Here is a 14,601-nt window from a genome sequence, read left to right as displayed (position 1 = left end):
TGCACCGTCATGCAGCGTGCCTGCGGTTGCACATGCGCGAGGCTATGCCCGCGCTGTGTGCAGTGGCGGGCGTTGCAGCTCGACCGTGATGTGCACCAGTTCTTCGTGAATCTGCAACGCAGCGCGGACCAGGTCCGCATCGATGTCTGCGTCAGTGACCAGGCTGAGCACGCAGGCATAGCGATCGCTGCCGACGCGCCACACATGCAGGTCGGCGATGGTGATCGCATGCGGAAGCTCGGCGATGACCTGCCTTACTTCCGCCACCACCGGCGCGTCCATCTCCGCATCCAGCAGCACGCGGCCGGTACTGCGCAGCAGTCCCCACGCCCACACGGTGACCAGCACCGCGCCGACGATACCCATGAGCGGGTCCAGCCACGTCACCCCCCAATGCATGCCGGCGACCAAGGCCACGATCGCCAGCACCGAGGTGGCGGCATCGGCGACCACGTGCAGATACGCGGCACGTAGATTCAGATCGGCGTGACCGTCGTGGTGGTGAGCATGCTCACCATGCGCGTGACCGTGACCATGATGCGCGTGCTCATGCGCATGGCTGTGATCGTGCCCGTGCGCATGCGAGTCGCGTAACCACCACGCGCAGATCAGATTGACCACCAGGCCGATCACCGCGATGACCGTGGCTTCCTGATACTGGACGGGCTGGGGCGAGAACAGCCGTTCCACCGACTGGAAGGCCATCAGGCCGGCTACGCCCAGCAACAGCAGCGCGCTGCTGTAGCCGCCCAGCACCTCGACCTTCCAGGTGCCGAAGGTAAAGCGCGGGTCGGTGGCATGCCGCCGCGCAAAGCGGTAGGCGAACAACGCCAGCCCCAATGCAAGCGCATGCGAGCTCATATGCCAGCCATCGGCGAGCAAGGCCATGGAGTTGAGTGTCCAACCGCCGACGATTTCCACCACCATCATCACCACGGTCAGGATCACGGCCTTGCGGGTGTTGCGCTCGGCCAGCGGGTTGGTGCTGGCAAAGCGGTGCGACTGCGCGCAGTGGGGCGTGGTGTGCGTGATCGACATCGGTGTGAGCTCTGGCTACGATACCCCCGTAGGGTATCTGAGATACCCCCGTGGGGTATAGGGCAATGTCACATCTGAACCACGATAAATCCAAGCTCCTGGCGCGCGTGCGCAGGATCCGCGGGCAGGTGGAAGGGCTTGAGAAAGCCTTGGCGCAGGATGTGGACTGCACCGCGCTGTTGACCCAGGTCGCCGCGTTCCGTGGTGCGGCGCAGGGGTTGATGGTCGAGTTGCTCAGCGAACATCTCAAGCATCACGTGGCCGCGCCGGATGCGCTGGGCGACCGGGAGCTGGCGGTCGACGATGTCGCCGCCATCCTCAAAACCTATCTGAAGTGACGCCGCTGCTGGCCTGATACCGTGCGCGGATTACCTGCACAGCGGCGCCAATCGCAGCATCCATCCCTGCGCGCTGCCAGCCACGGCGATGACGTGACTGGCAACATCGGCGATGCATCGCTCAGCGCGGCTGCAAGGTCACCAGCACCACATCGTTGCTACGCATCGGCACATTGACCTTAACCAGGCCATCGGCGCCGACACGGATGCGAGTGTCCTGCTCGGGCGTGTCGCGTGTGGCTTGTTGCAGCTGGGTCAACTGGGTCTGGTTCAAGGCCTTGGGCAGGCCCATGTCGATGTACAGCGACAGCGGGTCGTTACGGCGGTAGCCGGTCTTGCGCACCTGCAAGGTGTAATTGCCTGCGGGCACGTTGGTCATGCGCAACTGCAGCGGTGCGCTCTCGGTGGCGGCCACCAGTTTGGTATAGAACGGCGTATTGCTCACCGCCTGTACCGGCTGCTGCCAATCCCACACCAGCGCGGCGATGCGCTTGCCATCCACCGCTGCCAGCGCATGCGCATCGGGTAGCGGAATTTCGCGGCCCTGCAGCGCGTTCAAATATTTGTAGGCAAACCACGCCGGCTTGCGAATGCCTTCGCGATTCATCAGCCCGAACCCGCCATGGAACGGCGTCGGCGGCGGGCCGGGTTCTTCGAACAGATCGGTATAGGTCCAGTAGCTCATGCCCTGCACCAGCCCTTGCACCTGCTTGAGTTTGGTCAGAATGTAGGGCGCACTGATATAGCTGTCGTGGACATAATCGCGCGGTGTGTAGCTGCTGCTCCACTCAGTGAAATACAGCGGCAACTGCGGAAACGGCGATGCCTTGATCTGCGCATGCACGCGACGCACATCGCCCACGATGGCATCCGGCGATGCGGACAGCTTGACGTCCTGCTTGCCGTCTTCATCGAGAAAACCGCCGTCCACTCCATAGGTATGCGTGGTGACGAAATCGATGGGGAGTGTGTTCTTGGCAACGAAGGCCAGCAGCTCCGGCACCCAGTCCGCGCCAGCAGTGGACGGGCCACCGACGCGCAGCTGCGGATCGATCGCCTTGATGGTGCGCGCGGTGTTGGCATACAGATCGAAGTAGGCCTGCTGGTCGGCATTTTCCCAGAAGTCCTTCAAGTTCGGCTCGTTCCACACCTCGAAATACCACTGCCGTACTTCATCGGCGCCGTAGCGGTCGCGGATGTGCCGCACATACGCATCGATCAACTGGGTCCACTTGGCCGGATCCGGGTGCGAGGTATTGCCCTTCCAGTAGAACAATGTCTGCTCAGAGGTTTTCATCGCGCTTGGGGTAAAGCCCAGCTCGACAAACGGGCGGATACGCTTGGCCAGCAATGCGTCGTACAGCTGGTCCAGCTTGGTCCAGTCGTACACCAGCTTGCCGTCCACTTCTTTGACGGTGCCAAGCGCATCGTGGAAGACATCGTGGAAGCGGATGTAGCGAAATCCCAGTTCCTGCACGGCAGGCACCAGATGCGCTTGCGTCTCGGCGCGGATCAGCGTGCCCGGAAAATCCGAGCCCACCGACAGCGTGGCGAAGCGATCCACCGGCTTGCCGGCGGTGGAGAGATCCACTGCAATGTCGCGCGGTGCGGCGGCGTGCGCCGGCGCCGGTAATGCCGTGCTGCAGGCCAGCGTCATCGCAAGCAAGATGGGTAACCGCATCGTCTCTCCTGATGGTGTGTGCAGCGGCTTATGCAAATGCACGTGCGCGATGACGCGCGCAGGCGTTTTGCTGGTGACCGTCGCCGGGCGCTCAAGAATAACGGAATGCATGTGCTGACTATCGCGGCTAGCCGTGGGATGTTCGTGCGCAGGGATGCGCACAGTCGCGTTCGTTAGCGGTCGCATCGATTGCAGGGGGCGAGCAGTGGCGCCACCATTGCAGCAGCGCGGTGTGATTGTGTGTGAGTGCAGATTGTCTTAGCACGCTTGGCAGAATGAATGCTCAGCAGCGGTGCCGCACATCGGCGCGGCCACTGCCGGGACCCTGTCGTAGCTGATCGACTTCGCCACAGCGCTTGAGCACCTAAGAGCAGCTAATAAAACCTAGCGAGCAATCGTCGGGGATGTGGATTGCGCGTAGGGACCGGAGTGGACGCGTGTTCCATGCCGCACCGAGCACAGGCCGAACCCGCCTGGCGGTGAGTACAGTCGTTTTGCTAGCTGCGCTACATCATCGCGACCGCCAGCGTGGGCCACTTGGCCAATGCAATCTGGCTGAGTCGGGCGCGCAGCTGCAATCGGCCGTGGTCTTTCGAACGTGGTCTTGACGATGCCAGACATCGTCAAGACCACTGCCCGCACCAACACGTCCGCAGATCTGCTGCTAACCCTGCGGTTCCTCGGCGACTGCGATCGCCCGGTGAACCATCAAGCTATCGACATACTGCTCCATGCTCTGGATCTTGCCGTCCTTGAGCCGATACAGATGCGCGAAGGTTGCGCGCATGAATTTCCCGGTCTTTGCGTAGGTGCCGGAATACGTGCCAAATGCTGCGACGTAGTCCTTGTCGGCCAAGTACGTGTGAACCTCGGCCTTGTAGCCCACCCACTCGGTCGCCAGCCGATGAAACACCTGTTCGAAGACTTCTGCGGGACCGGTATAGGTCCCCGCGTAAGGGAAGCCTGCCGCCTCTGTCCAGGTGGCCTCAGGCGCTAGCGCTGCGGACAGGTGCTTGCCGTTCTCTTCGGAAGAGCCTTCATAGGTTGCCCGGATGATGTCCAGATTGGTCTTCATCGGATCAACCCCACTTCATCTCGCCCTTGGCGACTTTCGCACCGATCTGCAGTGCAGTGCCCATGCCGGCTCCCGGATAGCGCTTGGTCATGGCCTCGATGAGCGCGGCGCTATTGGACGCCTTGCCCAGTTCTTCTTCGAATGCCAACAGATAGTCGCGCGTGTAGTGGATCGCCGACACGTCGGTCGCGGCGCCCGGTGCCATATGTCCAGGAATCACCAGCGCCGGTTTGCGGGCCGCCATCGCATCGAGTGTCTTGATCCATGCCTTACGTCCTTCCGCACTCGGCGTGTCGGCCGTCCATACATGCACGCCAGAGAACACCAGCACGCCACCGAAGATTGCATCGAGCGATTTGAGTGCGAGGTAACGGCGGTTGGCCAGGCCGTCTGCATCCACAATGGCGATGGATTGACCTTCCAGCGTGATCGCATTGCCATCGAATGCGTCCGGCATGACGATGTCTGCAAGTGTCTGCGGCCCGTTCTCCTTGAGCTGGGGGCCCCAGGTTGCAAGCTTTTTCTCGACGCTACGCTTGATGGCCGCAACGGTGGCAGATGCGGCGATGATGCGTGTATCAGGAAACGCGGCCTTGATCGGGCCCAGGCTGAAGTAATAGTCAGGGTCGCTTTGGCTGACGTAAATGGTGGTCAGCGTTTTGCCACCGGCCTTGATTGCATCAGCCAGCGCTTTGCCATCGGGTAGCGTGAAGCCGCCATCGATCAGCACCGCTTCGCGCGCGCCGGAGATCAGGACCGGCGCGCGAAAAAACCCGTTTTCACCAGCGGGAAAATGCTGCAGCTTTAAAGGCGCCTGCGCGGCGATTGCAGTGTTGACGGCGGGCACGGCTGAGGCGATACCTGCCACGGCAATGGTCTTGATGAGCTCTCTGCGTGTCGTCATGGTTCGTTCCTTTTGGAAAGATGCAACGGTGTTTTCAAGCGGCCTGAAGTTGACGTACGAATGCGCTTGGATCGGTGTAGGCGGCATGTGCATCGATCTGCCATCGCTTCCCGCCGGATTCTGCGATGAACGTCGGTACGCCTTGGACGCCGAACTCACGCATCAGTGCTTGCGCACTTTCAATGCGCATCCGATCCACGGCGAGAAGCTCGGCATCTGCCTGCGCCAATCGTGTGGCAGCGTCCGCAAGGTGCAGGTCTTCTAGAAGCCTGACCAGCCCGGCAGTGGTGGTCACGTCTTTCCCGTCAACGTAACGGGCCTGTTGAATGGCCTTCAGCGTCGTCAGTTGCTGTGCCGGTGCTACCAGGGAGACAGCGGTCAGCGCCAATATGGCTGCACCACTGTCGAAGGGGTGCTGGCGATCGCCGAGAACCTGCTGGCGATAACGTTCGGTGAAACGCTGCCCGGTCAGATGTTCGATGCGCTGATCGTTCGCCCAGGCAAACGCGGCGAATTGATCGTCCATCGTCCGTGCACCCTTGCCGGCGAACAATCCGGAAGGCTGCAGTTGAACAGCGATGCCAGGTGCGGTGGCCAGTGCGGAAATGGTCGACGCTGCGCCGTAGCACCAGCCGCAAAGCGGGTCGAACAGATAGTGCAAGGTGGTGTTCATGGGCTTTCCTTGTGACTGTGGGACCCATCCTAGGGATCGATCATTGATCGATAAATACATACGTGGTAAATGCATCGTATGTTGAAAGCATCCAATCAAGTGGGAGACGGGCCCGGCGACCTCGGCAATCTCCGCCGCCTGGCGTACTTCGTCGCCGTGGTGGAAACCGGCTCGTTCACCGCTGCGGCGGAGCGCTTGGGCATCACCAAGGCGGTAGTGAGCCAACAAGTGGCTCGACTGGAACGCGAGTTCCGAACCTCTCTGCTGGTGCGCACCACGCGTAAAGTGCAACCCACCGAGGTGGGGCAGGAGTTCTACGCGCGTTGCGCATCGATTCTGCGCGAGGCCGAGCATGCGTTTGACGGCTTGGCCGATCGATCCGCCGAGCCGTCGGGGATGTTGCGGCTCACCGCACCGTTCGACTATGGCGTGGGCGTGGTGGTGCCTGCGATCGCTGCATTCACCAAGCGCTATCCCTTGTGCAAGGTGGATGCGGTGCTCAGCGACCAAACGCTGGATTTGATGTCCAGTCATATCGAAGTTGCCATCCGGGTCGGATGGCTGGCCGAAACAAGCGAGCAAGCGCGAAAAATTGGCACCTTCCGCCAACTGCTTGTCGCTCCCGCATCCATGGCAGCGGAGCTCGCAACGCTCGATAGCCCGGCCGACATCCTCTCGTTGCCCTTTGTCGCCAACACTGCGTTGCGTGATCATTTGCGGTGGACCTTCTCGTCGAATCAGCGACAGACCCAGGTGGTACACGTGCAGGCATCCATTTTTCTGGATGCCACGATGGCGGTGCGCGAAGCGGTGTGCCAGGGCGCCGGCTTGTCCGTGCTTCCAGACTATGTAGTGGCAGCGGACCTCGCTGCAGGGCGCCTGATTGAAGTACTGCCGCATTGGCGCCTGCCTTCGGGCGGTATCCATGCGGTATTTCCTGCTGCCCGTTATCGCCCGACCAAGGTCCGCGCATTTGTGGACATGCTGGTCGAGCGAGAAGCCTTGCGACAATCTACCCAACGCTAAGAGCGGCTAACAAAAGAACTTTGCAGCCGCCAGGCGGGCGCGGCCGGTGCTCAGTGCGGCATGGTCCACGCGTACACCCCGGTTCCTCCGCGTCGTCCACACCCACCTGGCGACTGCTCGCTACGGTTTGTTAGCCGCTCGAAGTCGCGGTTGGCCACGTGCGGCCTTGACCGCAGGCGCCACCAGGGCCGCTCCCCAGCCGATCACGCTTAGAACTTTGCGTCGCTCAGTGCTGCAAGAAAGGCCATCGGATTCCAATACTCGCGGTAATTGACCACCAGGCCATTCTTGAACGTCACCACCGTGGCATAGCTCATTTCATACGGGTTGCCGTTGGAGATGACCGTGCCCGACGCACTCCACTCGGCGATAGCCACGTTGGGATCGTCGGTGGCATGGATCTTCAGGCTCGGGATGGTCTTGACGTCGATCACGTTCGGGTAATTGCGCAGATACTCGTAGATAGCGGCGCGACCTACCAGTTTCCTGGACGACACATCGGGTGCGAACGGAAACTCAACGACCACGTTCTCGTCGCAGAGTTCGGACCAACCTTTCATATCCTTGGCGAGAAACGTGTCCAAGGTGCGTTGTAGAAGTTGGACAGCGGTGTGGGTGTCTGGCGTGTTCATGCATTGCTCCGGTGGGTTGGTGGTGTGGTCAGGCTTTTGGCCAAATCCAGTTGGATGCGATACGTTCGGCCAGCATCATGGTCGGGAATGCTGTCGCGACCGAAGGCACGTCGGGCCAGATCGATGCATCGACAACACGCAATCCCTCAATCCCGCGGACGCGGCCATCGATGTCCACCACAGCAGTCGGGTCGCGCTCGCCTCCCATCGGCACAGTGGAGGTTGGATGTTGGTAGGTCGCCACGCTGGCAGGCAGGGTGGCATCCAGCGCGGCGCGATCGCTCACAGCTGCGCCCGGCGCGAGCTCGCCGCCGACCACATCTGCAAACGGCGTGTGCCGCGCGATGTTTCGGATCAGTTCCACGCCGTCGATCAAGCGCTCCCGATCGCCCGCATCGCTGAGGAAACCCAGATCGATGATCGGTGCCGCCTGCGGGTCGCGACTGGCGATGGTCACAGAGCCAACCGATCGCGGGCGCACCAGCGCCGCAAACAGCAGGAACATGGCGTTGTCGGATGACTGCCCATCGTCGGGCAGCGCCGCAGTGCTGATGTTGAGGTCGGCCTCATCTCCGACGGCATGCTGCGATCGCGTCCACAGCATGGCGCCGATGGGCGGATACGGCAGGCCGACGGCCTCCTTTTTAATCGACCACACGGTCGGAACCAGCGGGTGGTCCTGCAGGCGACGGCCCACCGGCAGATCGGCCACCACGTCGATGCCGAGGTTGCGCAGCGTGTCGGCAGGACCGATCCCCGAGCGCATCAGGATCGCAGGACTGGCGTAGGTGCCTGCCGATAAAACGACTGCATCAGCGCTGATCACCTCGCCACTGGCCAGACGCACTCCGGTGGCGCGCGTACCTTCCAGCACGACGGCATCGACCAGCACCTGGTCGCGGATGGTCAGGTTGGCGCGGGCACGCACCGCCTCGCTCAGCAGGGTCATGCCGGTGGTGAGCCGCACGCCCATGCGGGTGTTCATGACATAAGGGCCGACGCCCAGTGGGTGCGCGGTCGCAAACCCGGCCGAGCGCTCATGGCCTGCAGCGACGGCGGAGGCAATGAAGGCGCGGTGCTGGTCTGACACTTCTTCGTCGCCGAGCTGATGCACGGGGAAGGGGCCGTCATGGCCAGTCCCACCGGTCCCGGAGGTACGCTCCAGCGACTGGTAGAACGGCTGTGTGGCGTCCCAGCTCAGTGCCGCCAGATCGTGTTCCCGGGCCCAGCGGTCGTGGTCAGACTTCGGCAACCGCATCGCCACTGCGCCATTGATCGCCGACGAGCCCCCCAGCACCTTGCCGCGATTGAGTGGCATGCGCCTGCCGAGCAGGCCAGGCTCCGATTGAAAGCCCCAGTCGTGTTGTGGATCGCCGCCCACCAGATCCTGGCGCCGTACTGCGTCCGGATACGCGTTAGGTGCATAGGCCACGCCTGCCTCGATCAGCAGCACGCGACGCGATGCATCGGCACTCAGACGGTTGGCCAATACTGCGCCGGCGGACCCGCCACCAACGATGATCAGATCGTATGTAGCACCTGATGCATCGATGATGCCTGCGGCATTGGAACGGGGCTGCGGCAGATCCTTGCCGGTGCTTCCAGCGTCGTTGCGATCGATCATCGAGAGTGGCTTAAGAAGATGTGGCGGCGATGCTGACACCTGGGTGTTACTGCCAACAAGCCTGTATTTTTCGATGTAATCCATCGTTTAATCCGTTGGATGGGCAAGTAAGCAAAAATCACATAAGGCGCCAACATGCTGGATGGTCTATCGCTCGATCAATTGAGAACTTTTATCGCCGCAGCCGAAGAGGGGAGCTTTTCCTCGGCGGGCAGACGCCTTCGGCGCACGCAGTCCGCCATCTCGGAAACGATGAACAATCTTGAACGGCAGCTTGGCGTCCGCCTGTTCGATCGGCAGGGCCGATATCCCAGGCTGACCCCGGAAGGGAAGGTGCTGCTCTCGGATGCAAGAGCCATCATCGCAGGCGTCGAGAACCTGAAAGCCCGGGCGAAAGGGATATCCGGTGGCCTGGAGCCTGAACTCGTCGCAGTGATCGACGTCTTTTTCCCGATCACTGCCATGGCAGAAGCCGCGCACGAATTTCGTGTCCAGTTCCCGGACACGCCGCTGCGGTTATTTGTCGAGGCGCTTGGCGGCGCGATGCAGCCGGTGGTCGATGGCCGCGCCAGCTTTGGTGTTGTCGGGTCCTTGCAGATGTTGCCCAGTGGCCTGGAGTCGGAACAAATTGCCACGATCAACTTTGTCAGCGTGGCAGCCAGCGGTCACCCGCTTGCCGCTTATGACGGGCCGATCCCGCGCGAGGAGCTCGCCAAGCATGTGCAACTGGTATTGACGGACCGCTCCAGCATCTCGGAAGGGCAGGAGTTCGGTGTGCTGTCTCCGCTGACCTGGCGGTTGGCGGACCTGTTTGCCAAGCATGCTTTTCTTCTCAGTGGCCTGGGGTGGGGCGGCATGCCGTTTCACGCGGTCTCCAACGACATCGCCGAAGGACGGCTCGTCGTGCTTCCGATCGAGGCCACACCGGTCGGGGGATATCAGATGCCCATCTCGGCGATCTACCGCCTCAGCGCGCCGCCGGGCCCTGCAGGCCGCTGGATGATTGAGCGTCTGAAGCATTGCACCAGGGGCCGGCAGGTCGCCACGGACCTCCCGGACTAGCGGGGCATTGGACGGTTGGTGCGTCGCACGTCACCCAGACAGGCAGAGATCAAACAAAAAGATGGACACGCTCAACTATATGTATTAGTGTTTGTTACACACATTCACTAGATCCACTTCAACCCATGCCCACCAGCAGCCGTTTCGCCGTCGCCACCCATATCCTGGCTGCGCTTGCAGTGGGCGATGGCACGCCGATGCGTTCGGAGGACCTGGCGTATTCGGCCAATACCGGTGCTGTGGTCATCCGTGGCCTGCTGTCACGCCTCAGCGAGGCGGGGCTGACGCGTTCGCAACTTGGCGCCGGCGGTGGCGCGATGCTGGCCAAACCGGCCAAGCAGATCAAACTGCTCGATGTCTATGCGGCGGTGGAGGATACGGAGCTGTTTGCGGTGCATCGGACGCCGCCCTGCAAGAGTTGTGCGGTGGGCGGTAACATCCTGGCCGCGCTTGAGCCGACATTGACCCGAGCTCGCAGAGCACTTGAAAGCGAACTCGGAAAAACCACCATCGCAGATGTGGCCACCGACGTCGCTCGGTTGGGAAACTTCTCGATCCCTCTGGTCTGGTAATTTTTCAGCTTAAATGTCGATAAGTCGACGACACATATATATTTCGATAGATCACGTCGACATCAGAGCCGCCAGTGTTTTGGGGTGCTGGCAACCTCTCTCACTTTAGAACCCCTCAACTTCAATCACATCAACAGGAATAGATCATGAGCATCGGCATTATTGGTTCTGGCGCGCTTGGCGCCAACGTCGCACGTGCACTCGCCAAGAAAGGGATTGCAGCATCGATTTCAAACAGCCGTGGACCGGCTTCGCTCGCTGCGCTGGTCGATGAGCTTGGCCTCTCGATTACCGCAGTCAGCGCTGCCGAAGCGGCGAGCGCGGACATCGTGATTGCCGCGGTACGCTGGGTTGATGCCGAGAAAGTCATGACCGGCCTGCCAGCGTGGAATGGGCGCATCGTGATCGATGGCACCAATCCGGTTGAGTTTATCGACCCGGCTTCTGCGGACGCCAACGATCCCAGCAATCCACTGGCGGCCTACGGCATCAAGGCCGTGGATCTGGCGGGCAAGCATTCGAGCGAGGTGTTCAAGCACTTCGTGCCAGGGGCGAGGGTTGTCAAAGCGTTCAATCACCTCGATGTCAACGTCCTGGCCGAACCTGAAGTAGCCGGCGGCAAGCGCGTGCTGTTCTATTCCGGGGACGACGCTGCGGCTAAGGCCGAGGTGCACGCGCTCATCGACGCGATGGGCTTTGCGCCGGTGGACCTCGGATCGCTCGATGTCGGCGGGACGCTTGCATCGCTGCCTTTCGGCTCGCTTTCTGCCCAGAACTTCGTAAAGCTTTGACCACAAGGCGCCAGGTTGCGGGTGGATGGAACCTCTGTTCCATCCACCCGCACTGCTTTTGCAACCGATGAAGAGCGGCTAACACCACGTAGCGAGCAGTCGTCAGTGGGTGTGAACGGCGCGCTCCGAACCGGCGTGTACGCGTGGACTATGCCGCACCGAGCACCGAGCACCGAGCACCGGCCGCGCCCGCCTGGCGGTGAGCATGGTCGTTTTTTAGCTGCGCTAAAGTCAAAGCGGGAATGCTCAAGCCTCTGGTCGCTTGGCGCACGCCTTGTCACGAAGGTGCGCGGTGCTGCGCTTCGCTCTTTCCAACACCTTAGCCAGCACTCGCTAATGGCGCTGTGCTGGCATGCGATGCCCCCAATGAGCGGCATCTCAGCGCACGAGTAACACCATCTTGGTCAATTCCCCTCTATACGCGGCACGGATAGGAGGCGAATGATCGCTCCATATCGTGTGCGCTATGTCTTATGCGTACCGACTTGGAGTTGGCCTACAGCGGCATCCGCAACGATGACGGATCAACGCCCACATCCGCTCCACATCGGTGTAAAGGATGCTTGACACGCCCCAAATCTGCGCGCACTCTGCGTGTCAAGGGAACTTGACACAGGGGTGTGGGGTGAACAGCAGCGCAAACATGTCGCCGGTGCACGCATTGCCTTGCAGTGCTGTGATGCTCAAGGAATCTGCTTGTACTGCCATGCAGTGCACAGCGATCCACGCGCAGGCGGCCACGACATCGCTGGGCGCACCATGAGCGCCAAGACAGTGGCGCTGCGTGTACTGCCGGTCTGCAGCGTTGTCCTGATTCTGCTGGGTGCCTTGCGGCGCTGGCTGCCATGGCAGGTGAGCGATTACGCCCAGGGGCTGCTGATCGGCGTCGGCCTGGGCGGCTTGCTGGTGGCGCTGATGCTGCACGTCTCGTGCGGCAGCTTTCGCGACAGTGCGCCACCTGCGTTGGTCCGCCGGTATCACACGGAGCTTGCGCCGCCGATGCTGGCCTACGTCGTGGTCATGCTGTGTTGGCGGCATCTGCTGGCCAGTGTGGACGCCAACTGGATGCGTGTGCTGATTGCGCTGCTGCCTGCCTTGCTGCTGATGTTCGTGGTCCGTGCGGTGGCGCGTTTTGTACATGATTCGGATGAAATGCAACGCCGCATCGAGCTGGAATCGATCGCCATTGCCGCAGGTCTGGTGAGCCTGGCGTACATGACCGCCGGCTTCCTGCAATCGGCGCAGCTGATCGCGGTGCCGGCAGCGGCGGCGATGATCTGGGTGTTTCCGGTGCTGTGCATCACCTATGGCTTCACCAAGGCCATCAATGCACGCCGCTATCAATGAAGAGTCGGGTACGTGCATTGCGCGAAGCCAGCGGCTGGTCGCAAGGCGAGTTGGCCGAGCAGCTGGGCGTGTCGCGGCAAACCATCAATGCGCTGGAGACCGGCAAGTACGATCCCAGCCTGCCATTGGCGTTTCGCATTGCACGCTTGTTCGGCGAACCGATCGAGCACGTGTTTCTGTATGACGATGATCAGTAGTTGCGGTGGTCACAACCGACCGTCGGCAACGTCAGGGAATGGGCACTAGGAGAGGATGGACATGCTGAAGCAACTGAATGTGGCCGCCGCCATGCTGGCCGCGCTGCTGGCCGCAGGATGCCAACGCGCAGAGATGCCTGCTGCAGGCAACGCCGGCGCATCCGGGCCGGGCAAAACGCAGCCGCGCGCTGCAAAAACGCATCAAGACACTGCGACCGGCAATCGCTATGGCAGCCTGCAATTCGCACCATGCACGCTGAGTTCCGGCAGCGCGGCAGGCAATATCGAAGCGCAGTGCGCACAGCTGAAAGTGCCGGAAAATCCGGCTGCGCCACATGGGCGCATGCTCGACTTGAAGATCGCCTGGCTGGAAAGCAATGCTGGCGCGGGCAGCACTCCGGACCCGGTGTTCTTCATTGCCGGTGGCCCAGGCCAGTCGGCCACGCAGGTGGCTGCGATCGTGGACATGGGCTTGCGCGAGGTGCGCAAACAGCGCGATCTTTTTCTGGTCGATCAGCGCGGCACCGGTGGGTCGCATCCGCTGCAATGCCGCGATGGCGCCGGTAAGCCATTGGAGATGCCAGGTGGCGCCGCCGCCAGCGTGACACAGCTCACCGACTATGCGCGGCAGTGCGCGGACGGCTTGCGCAACGACGCCGACCCACGCTACTTCACGACGACCGAGGCCATCGCCGATCTGGATGCGGTACGCGCGGCCTTGGGTGTGCAGCAGCTCAATCTGATCGGCGGCTCCTACGGCACGCGCGTGGCGCAGCAGTACGCGATGCATTATCCGCAGCACACCCGCAGCGTGGTGCTCGATGGCGTGGCGCCCAACGATCTGGTGATCGGCGGCGAATTTGCGCGCACCTTCGAAGATGCGATTGCGCTGCAGGCCAAGCAATGCGCGTCCACGCCGGCATGCGCCAAACGCTTCACGGTCGATACCCGCACCCAGCTGCGGCAGGTGGTCGAGCGTTTGCGGCAGGCGCCGGTGGCAGTGGACTACCGCGACCCGCGCACCGGCGCGCTGCGCCACGAACAGGTGACCGCCGATACGGTGGTGGGGCTGGCGTTTGGATTTTCGTATGCACCGGAAACCGCCTCCCTGCTGCCGTTGGTGCTGGACGAAGCCGCCGCAGGCCGCTATGCGTCGTTGATGGCGTTGGCGCAGATGAGTGCGTCGGACATGTCCGATCAGATGAATCGCGCGATGCAATGGTCGGTGTTGTGCAGCGAGGACGCCGGGCGTTACCGCGCACCCACGGACAAGGACACCACGCTGCTGGGCAATGAGGTGGCCGAGATGTTCTTCGCCCCGTGCAAGGTCTGGCCCGCCAAGCCGGCACCGGCCGATGCAGCCAAGCCGTTCACATCGACGCTGCCGGTGCTGCTGCTGTCGGGCGAGCTCGATCCGGTGACACCGCCGCGCTACGCGCAACGCGTGTTGCAGGGTCTGCCCAACGGCCGCCACATCATCGCGCCGGGGCAGGGGCATGGCGTGTTCCGGCTCGGCTGCATGCCCAAGGTGCTGAGCCAGTTTCTGCAGACCACCGACGCCAAGGCGCTGGATGCCAGCTGCGTGGCCAGCCTCAACAACGTGCCAGCGTTTACCTCGTTCAACGGATGGGAACCATGAGC

At 62.1% G+C, this 14,601-nt stretch carries 15 protein-coding genes and 3 other RNA genes; 9 read left to right on the top strand and 9 right to left on the bottom strand.

Annotated features, from left to right (window positions below):
• Positions 1-42: 42 nt before the first annotated feature.
• Positions 43-1,038 carry a CDF family Co(II)/Ni(II) efflux transporter DmeF gene (gene dmeF / locus RQH86_RS21570; RefSeq protein ID WP_311239342.1) on the bottom strand — a complete coding sequence of 332 codons (996 nt, stop codon included), beginning with the start codon at positions 1,036-1,038 and terminating at the stop codon, positions 43-45.
• Positions 1,039-1,103: 65 nt separating this feature from the next.
• Between dmeF and RQH86_RS21565 the strand changes: the two genes are divergently transcribed.
• Complete coding sequence (locus tag RQH86_RS21565) at positions 1,104-1,376, top strand: metal/formaldehyde-sensitive transcriptional repressor (RefSeq protein ID WP_055847097.1); 273 nt, start codon at positions 1,104-1,106, stop codon at positions 1,374-1,376.
• A 121-nt stretch (positions 1,377-1,497) separates the two neighbouring features.
• Here RQH86_RS21565 and RQH86_RS21560 read toward each other — a convergent pair whose 3' ends face one another.
• The 5 genes from RQH86_RS21560 to RQH86_RS21540 form a co-directional block, all read right to left on the bottom strand.
• Positions 1,498-3,057, bottom strand: a complete 1,560-nt coding sequence (locus RQH86_RS21560; protein ID WP_311239341.1) for a beta-xylosidase — start codon at positions 3,055-3,057, stop codon at positions 1,498-1,500.
• A gap of 372 nt (positions 3,058-3,429) precedes the next feature.
• Positions 3,430-3,503, bottom strand: a non-coding RNA gene (locus tag RQH86_RS21555) — sX9 sRNA.
• Positions 3,504-3,721: 218 nt separating this feature from the next.
• Positions 3,722-4,132 (bottom strand): nuclear transport factor 2 family protein, encoded by a 411-nt coding sequence (locus tag RQH86_RS21550; protein ID WP_311239340.1) that lies wholly within the window; start codon positions 4,130-4,132, stop codon positions 3,722-3,724.
• Between the two features lie 4 nt (positions 4,133-4,136).
• On the bottom strand, positions 4,137-5,123 hold the full coding sequence (locus tag RQH86_RS21545; RefSeq protein ID WP_311260739.1) for an MBL fold metallo-hydrolase: 987 nt from the start codon (positions 5,121-5,123) through the stop codon (positions 4,137-4,139).
• Entirely contained in the window at positions 5,071-5,709 is a 639-nt protein-coding gene (locus tag RQH86_RS21540; protein WP_311239338.1) for a DsbA family protein, read from the bottom strand. Before RQH86_RS21540 ends, RQH86_RS21545 begins: the two co-directional genes overlap by 53 nt.
• 78 nt (positions 5,710-5,787) lie before the next feature.
• Between RQH86_RS21540 and RQH86_RS21535 the strand changes: the two genes are divergently transcribed.
• Both RQH86_RS21535 and RQH86_RS21530 read left to right on the top strand, forming a co-directional pair.
• Positions 5,788-6,735, top strand: a complete 948-nt coding sequence (locus tag RQH86_RS21535) for a LysR family transcriptional regulator (protein WP_311239337.1) — start codon at positions 5,788-5,790, stop codon at positions 6,733-6,735.
• Between the two features lie 60 nt (positions 6,736-6,795).
• A non-coding RNA gene (locus tag RQH86_RS21530) (sX9 sRNA) lies at positions 6,796-6,871 on the top strand.
• Between the two features lie 73 nt (positions 6,872-6,944).
• Here RQH86_RS21530 and RQH86_RS21525 read toward each other — a convergent pair.
• Together RQH86_RS21525 and RQH86_RS21520 are read right to left on the bottom strand one after the other, a co-directional pair.
• Positions 6,945-7,367 carry a nuclear transport factor 2 family protein gene (locus tag RQH86_RS21525; RefSeq protein WP_311239336.1) on the bottom strand — a complete coding sequence of 141 codons (423 nt, stop codon included), beginning with the start codon at positions 7,365-7,367 and terminating at the stop codon, positions 6,945-6,947.
• Positions 7,368-7,395: 28 nt separating this feature from the next.
• Positions 7,396-8,991, bottom strand: coding sequence for a GMC family oxidoreductase N-terminal domain-containing protein (locus tag RQH86_RS21520; RefSeq protein WP_311239335.1), 1,596 nt, complete (start codon positions 8,989-8,991; stop codon positions 7,396-7,398).
• A gap of 135 nt (positions 8,992-9,126) precedes the next feature.
• Between RQH86_RS21520 and RQH86_RS21515 the strand changes: the two genes are divergently transcribed.
• The 3 genes from RQH86_RS21515 (at position 9,127) to RQH86_RS21505 (ending at position 11,416) form a co-directional block, all read left to right on the top strand.
• Positions 9,127-10,053, top strand: a complete 927-nt coding sequence (locus RQH86_RS21515) for a LysR family transcriptional regulator (protein WP_311239334.1) — start codon at positions 9,127-9,129, stop codon at positions 10,051-10,053.
• A gap of 125 nt (positions 10,054-10,178) precedes the next feature.
• Complete coding sequence (locus tag RQH86_RS21510) at positions 10,179-10,625, top strand: Rrf2 family transcriptional regulator (RefSeq protein WP_311239333.1); 447 nt, start codon at positions 10,179-10,181, stop codon at positions 10,623-10,625.
• 146 nt (positions 10,626-10,771) lie between these two features.
• Entirely contained in the window at positions 10,772-11,416 is a 645-nt protein-coding gene (locus RQH86_RS21505; RefSeq protein WP_311239332.1) for an NAD(P)-binding domain-containing protein, read from the top strand.
• Between the two features lie 76 nt (positions 11,417-11,492).
• On the opposite strand, the gene RQH86_RS21500 is transcribed toward RQH86_RS21505, so the two are convergent.
• Positions 11,493-11,568, bottom strand: a non-coding RNA gene (locus RQH86_RS21500) — sX9 sRNA.
• Between the two features lie 607 nt (positions 11,569-12,175).
• Here RQH86_RS21500 and RQH86_RS21495 point away from each other — a divergent pair.
• From RQH86_RS21495 to RQH86_RS21485, 3 genes are read left to right on the top strand one after another with little or no spacing between them, the layout of a single operon-like run.
• Positions 12,176-12,763 (top strand): hypothetical protein, encoded by a 588-nt coding sequence (locus RQH86_RS21495; protein ID WP_311239331.1) that lies wholly within the window; start codon positions 12,176-12,178, stop codon positions 12,761-12,763.
• On the top strand, positions 12,760-12,960 hold the full coding sequence (locus tag RQH86_RS21490; protein WP_055847119.1) for a helix-turn-helix transcriptional regulator: 201 nt from the start codon (positions 12,760-12,762) through the stop codon (positions 12,958-12,960). The genes RQH86_RS21495 and RQH86_RS21490 overlap by 4 nt, the downstream gene beginning before the upstream one ends.
• Before the next feature lie 55 nt (positions 12,961-13,015).
• On the top strand, positions 13,016-14,599 hold the full coding sequence (locus RQH86_RS21485; RefSeq protein WP_311239330.1) for an alpha/beta hydrolase: 1,584 nt from the start codon (positions 13,016-13,018) through the stop codon (positions 14,597-14,599).
• Positions 14,600-14,601: the final 2 nt, after the last annotated feature.

The organism is Xanthomonas sp. WCS2018Noco2-27, from assembly GCF_031843525.1.
GTDB lineage: Bacteria > Pseudomonadota > Gammaproteobacteria > Xanthomonadales > Xanthomonadaceae > Xanthomonas.
Note: the sequence above shows the minus strand (reverse complement) of the source record. Positions and strands in the feature narration are given on the sequence as shown.

Excerpts from the sequence above, each read along its gene's own strand:
- dmeF (WP_311239342.1), bottom strand. The coding sequence starts at position 1,038 with ATGTCGATCACGCACACCACGCCCCACTGCGCGCAGTCGCACCGCTTT.
- RQH86_RS21565 (WP_055847097.1), top strand. The coding sequence starts at position 1,104 with ATGTCACATCTGAACCACGATAAATCCAAGCTCCTGGCGCGCGTGCGC.
- RQH86_RS21560 (WP_311239341.1), bottom strand. The coding sequence starts at position 3,057 with ATGCGGTTACCCATCTTGCTTGCGATGACGCTGGCCTGCAGCACGGCA.
- RQH86_RS21550 (WP_311239340.1), bottom strand. The coding sequence starts at position 4,132 with ATGAAGACCAATCTGGACATCATCCGGGCAACCTATGAAGGCTCTTCC.
- RQH86_RS21545 (WP_311260739.1), bottom strand. The coding sequence starts at position 5,123 with ATGCCGCCTACACCGATCCAAGCGCATTCGTACGTCAACTTCAGGCCG.
- RQH86_RS21540 (WP_311239338.1), bottom strand. The coding sequence starts at position 5,709 with ATGAACACCACCTTGCACTATCTGTTCGACCCGCTTTGCGGCTGGTGC.
- RQH86_RS21535 (WP_311239337.1), top strand. The coding sequence starts at position 5,788 with ATGTTGAAAGCATCCAATCAAGTGGGAGACGGGCCCGGCGACCTCGGC.
- RQH86_RS21525 (WP_311239336.1), bottom strand. The coding sequence starts at position 7,367 with ATGAACACGCCAGACACCCACACCGCTGTCCAACTTCTACAACGCACC.
- RQH86_RS21520 (WP_311239335.1), bottom strand. The coding sequence starts at position 8,991 with ATGATCGATCGCAACGACGCTGGAAGCACCGGCAAGGATCTGCCGCAG.
- RQH86_RS21515 (WP_311239334.1), top strand. The coding sequence starts at position 9,127 with ATGCTGGATGGTCTATCGCTCGATCAATTGAGAACTTTTATCGCCGCA.
- RQH86_RS21510 (WP_311239333.1), top strand. The coding sequence starts at position 10,179 with ATGCCCACCAGCAGCCGTTTCGCCGTCGCCACCCATATCCTGGCTGCG.
- RQH86_RS21505 (WP_311239332.1), top strand. The coding sequence starts at position 10,772 with ATGAGCATCGGCATTATTGGTTCTGGCGCGCTTGGCGCCAACGTCGCA.
- RQH86_RS21495 (WP_311239331.1), top strand. The coding sequence starts at position 12,176 with ATGAGCGCCAAGACAGTGGCGCTGCGTGTACTGCCGGTCTGCAGCGTT.
- RQH86_RS21490 (WP_055847119.1), top strand. The coding sequence starts at position 12,760 with ATGAAGAGTCGGGTACGTGCATTGCGCGAAGCCAGCGGCTGGTCGCAA.
- RQH86_RS21485 (WP_311239330.1), top strand. The coding sequence starts at position 13,016 with ATGGACATGCTGAAGCAACTGAATGTGGCCGCCGCCATGCTGGCCGCG.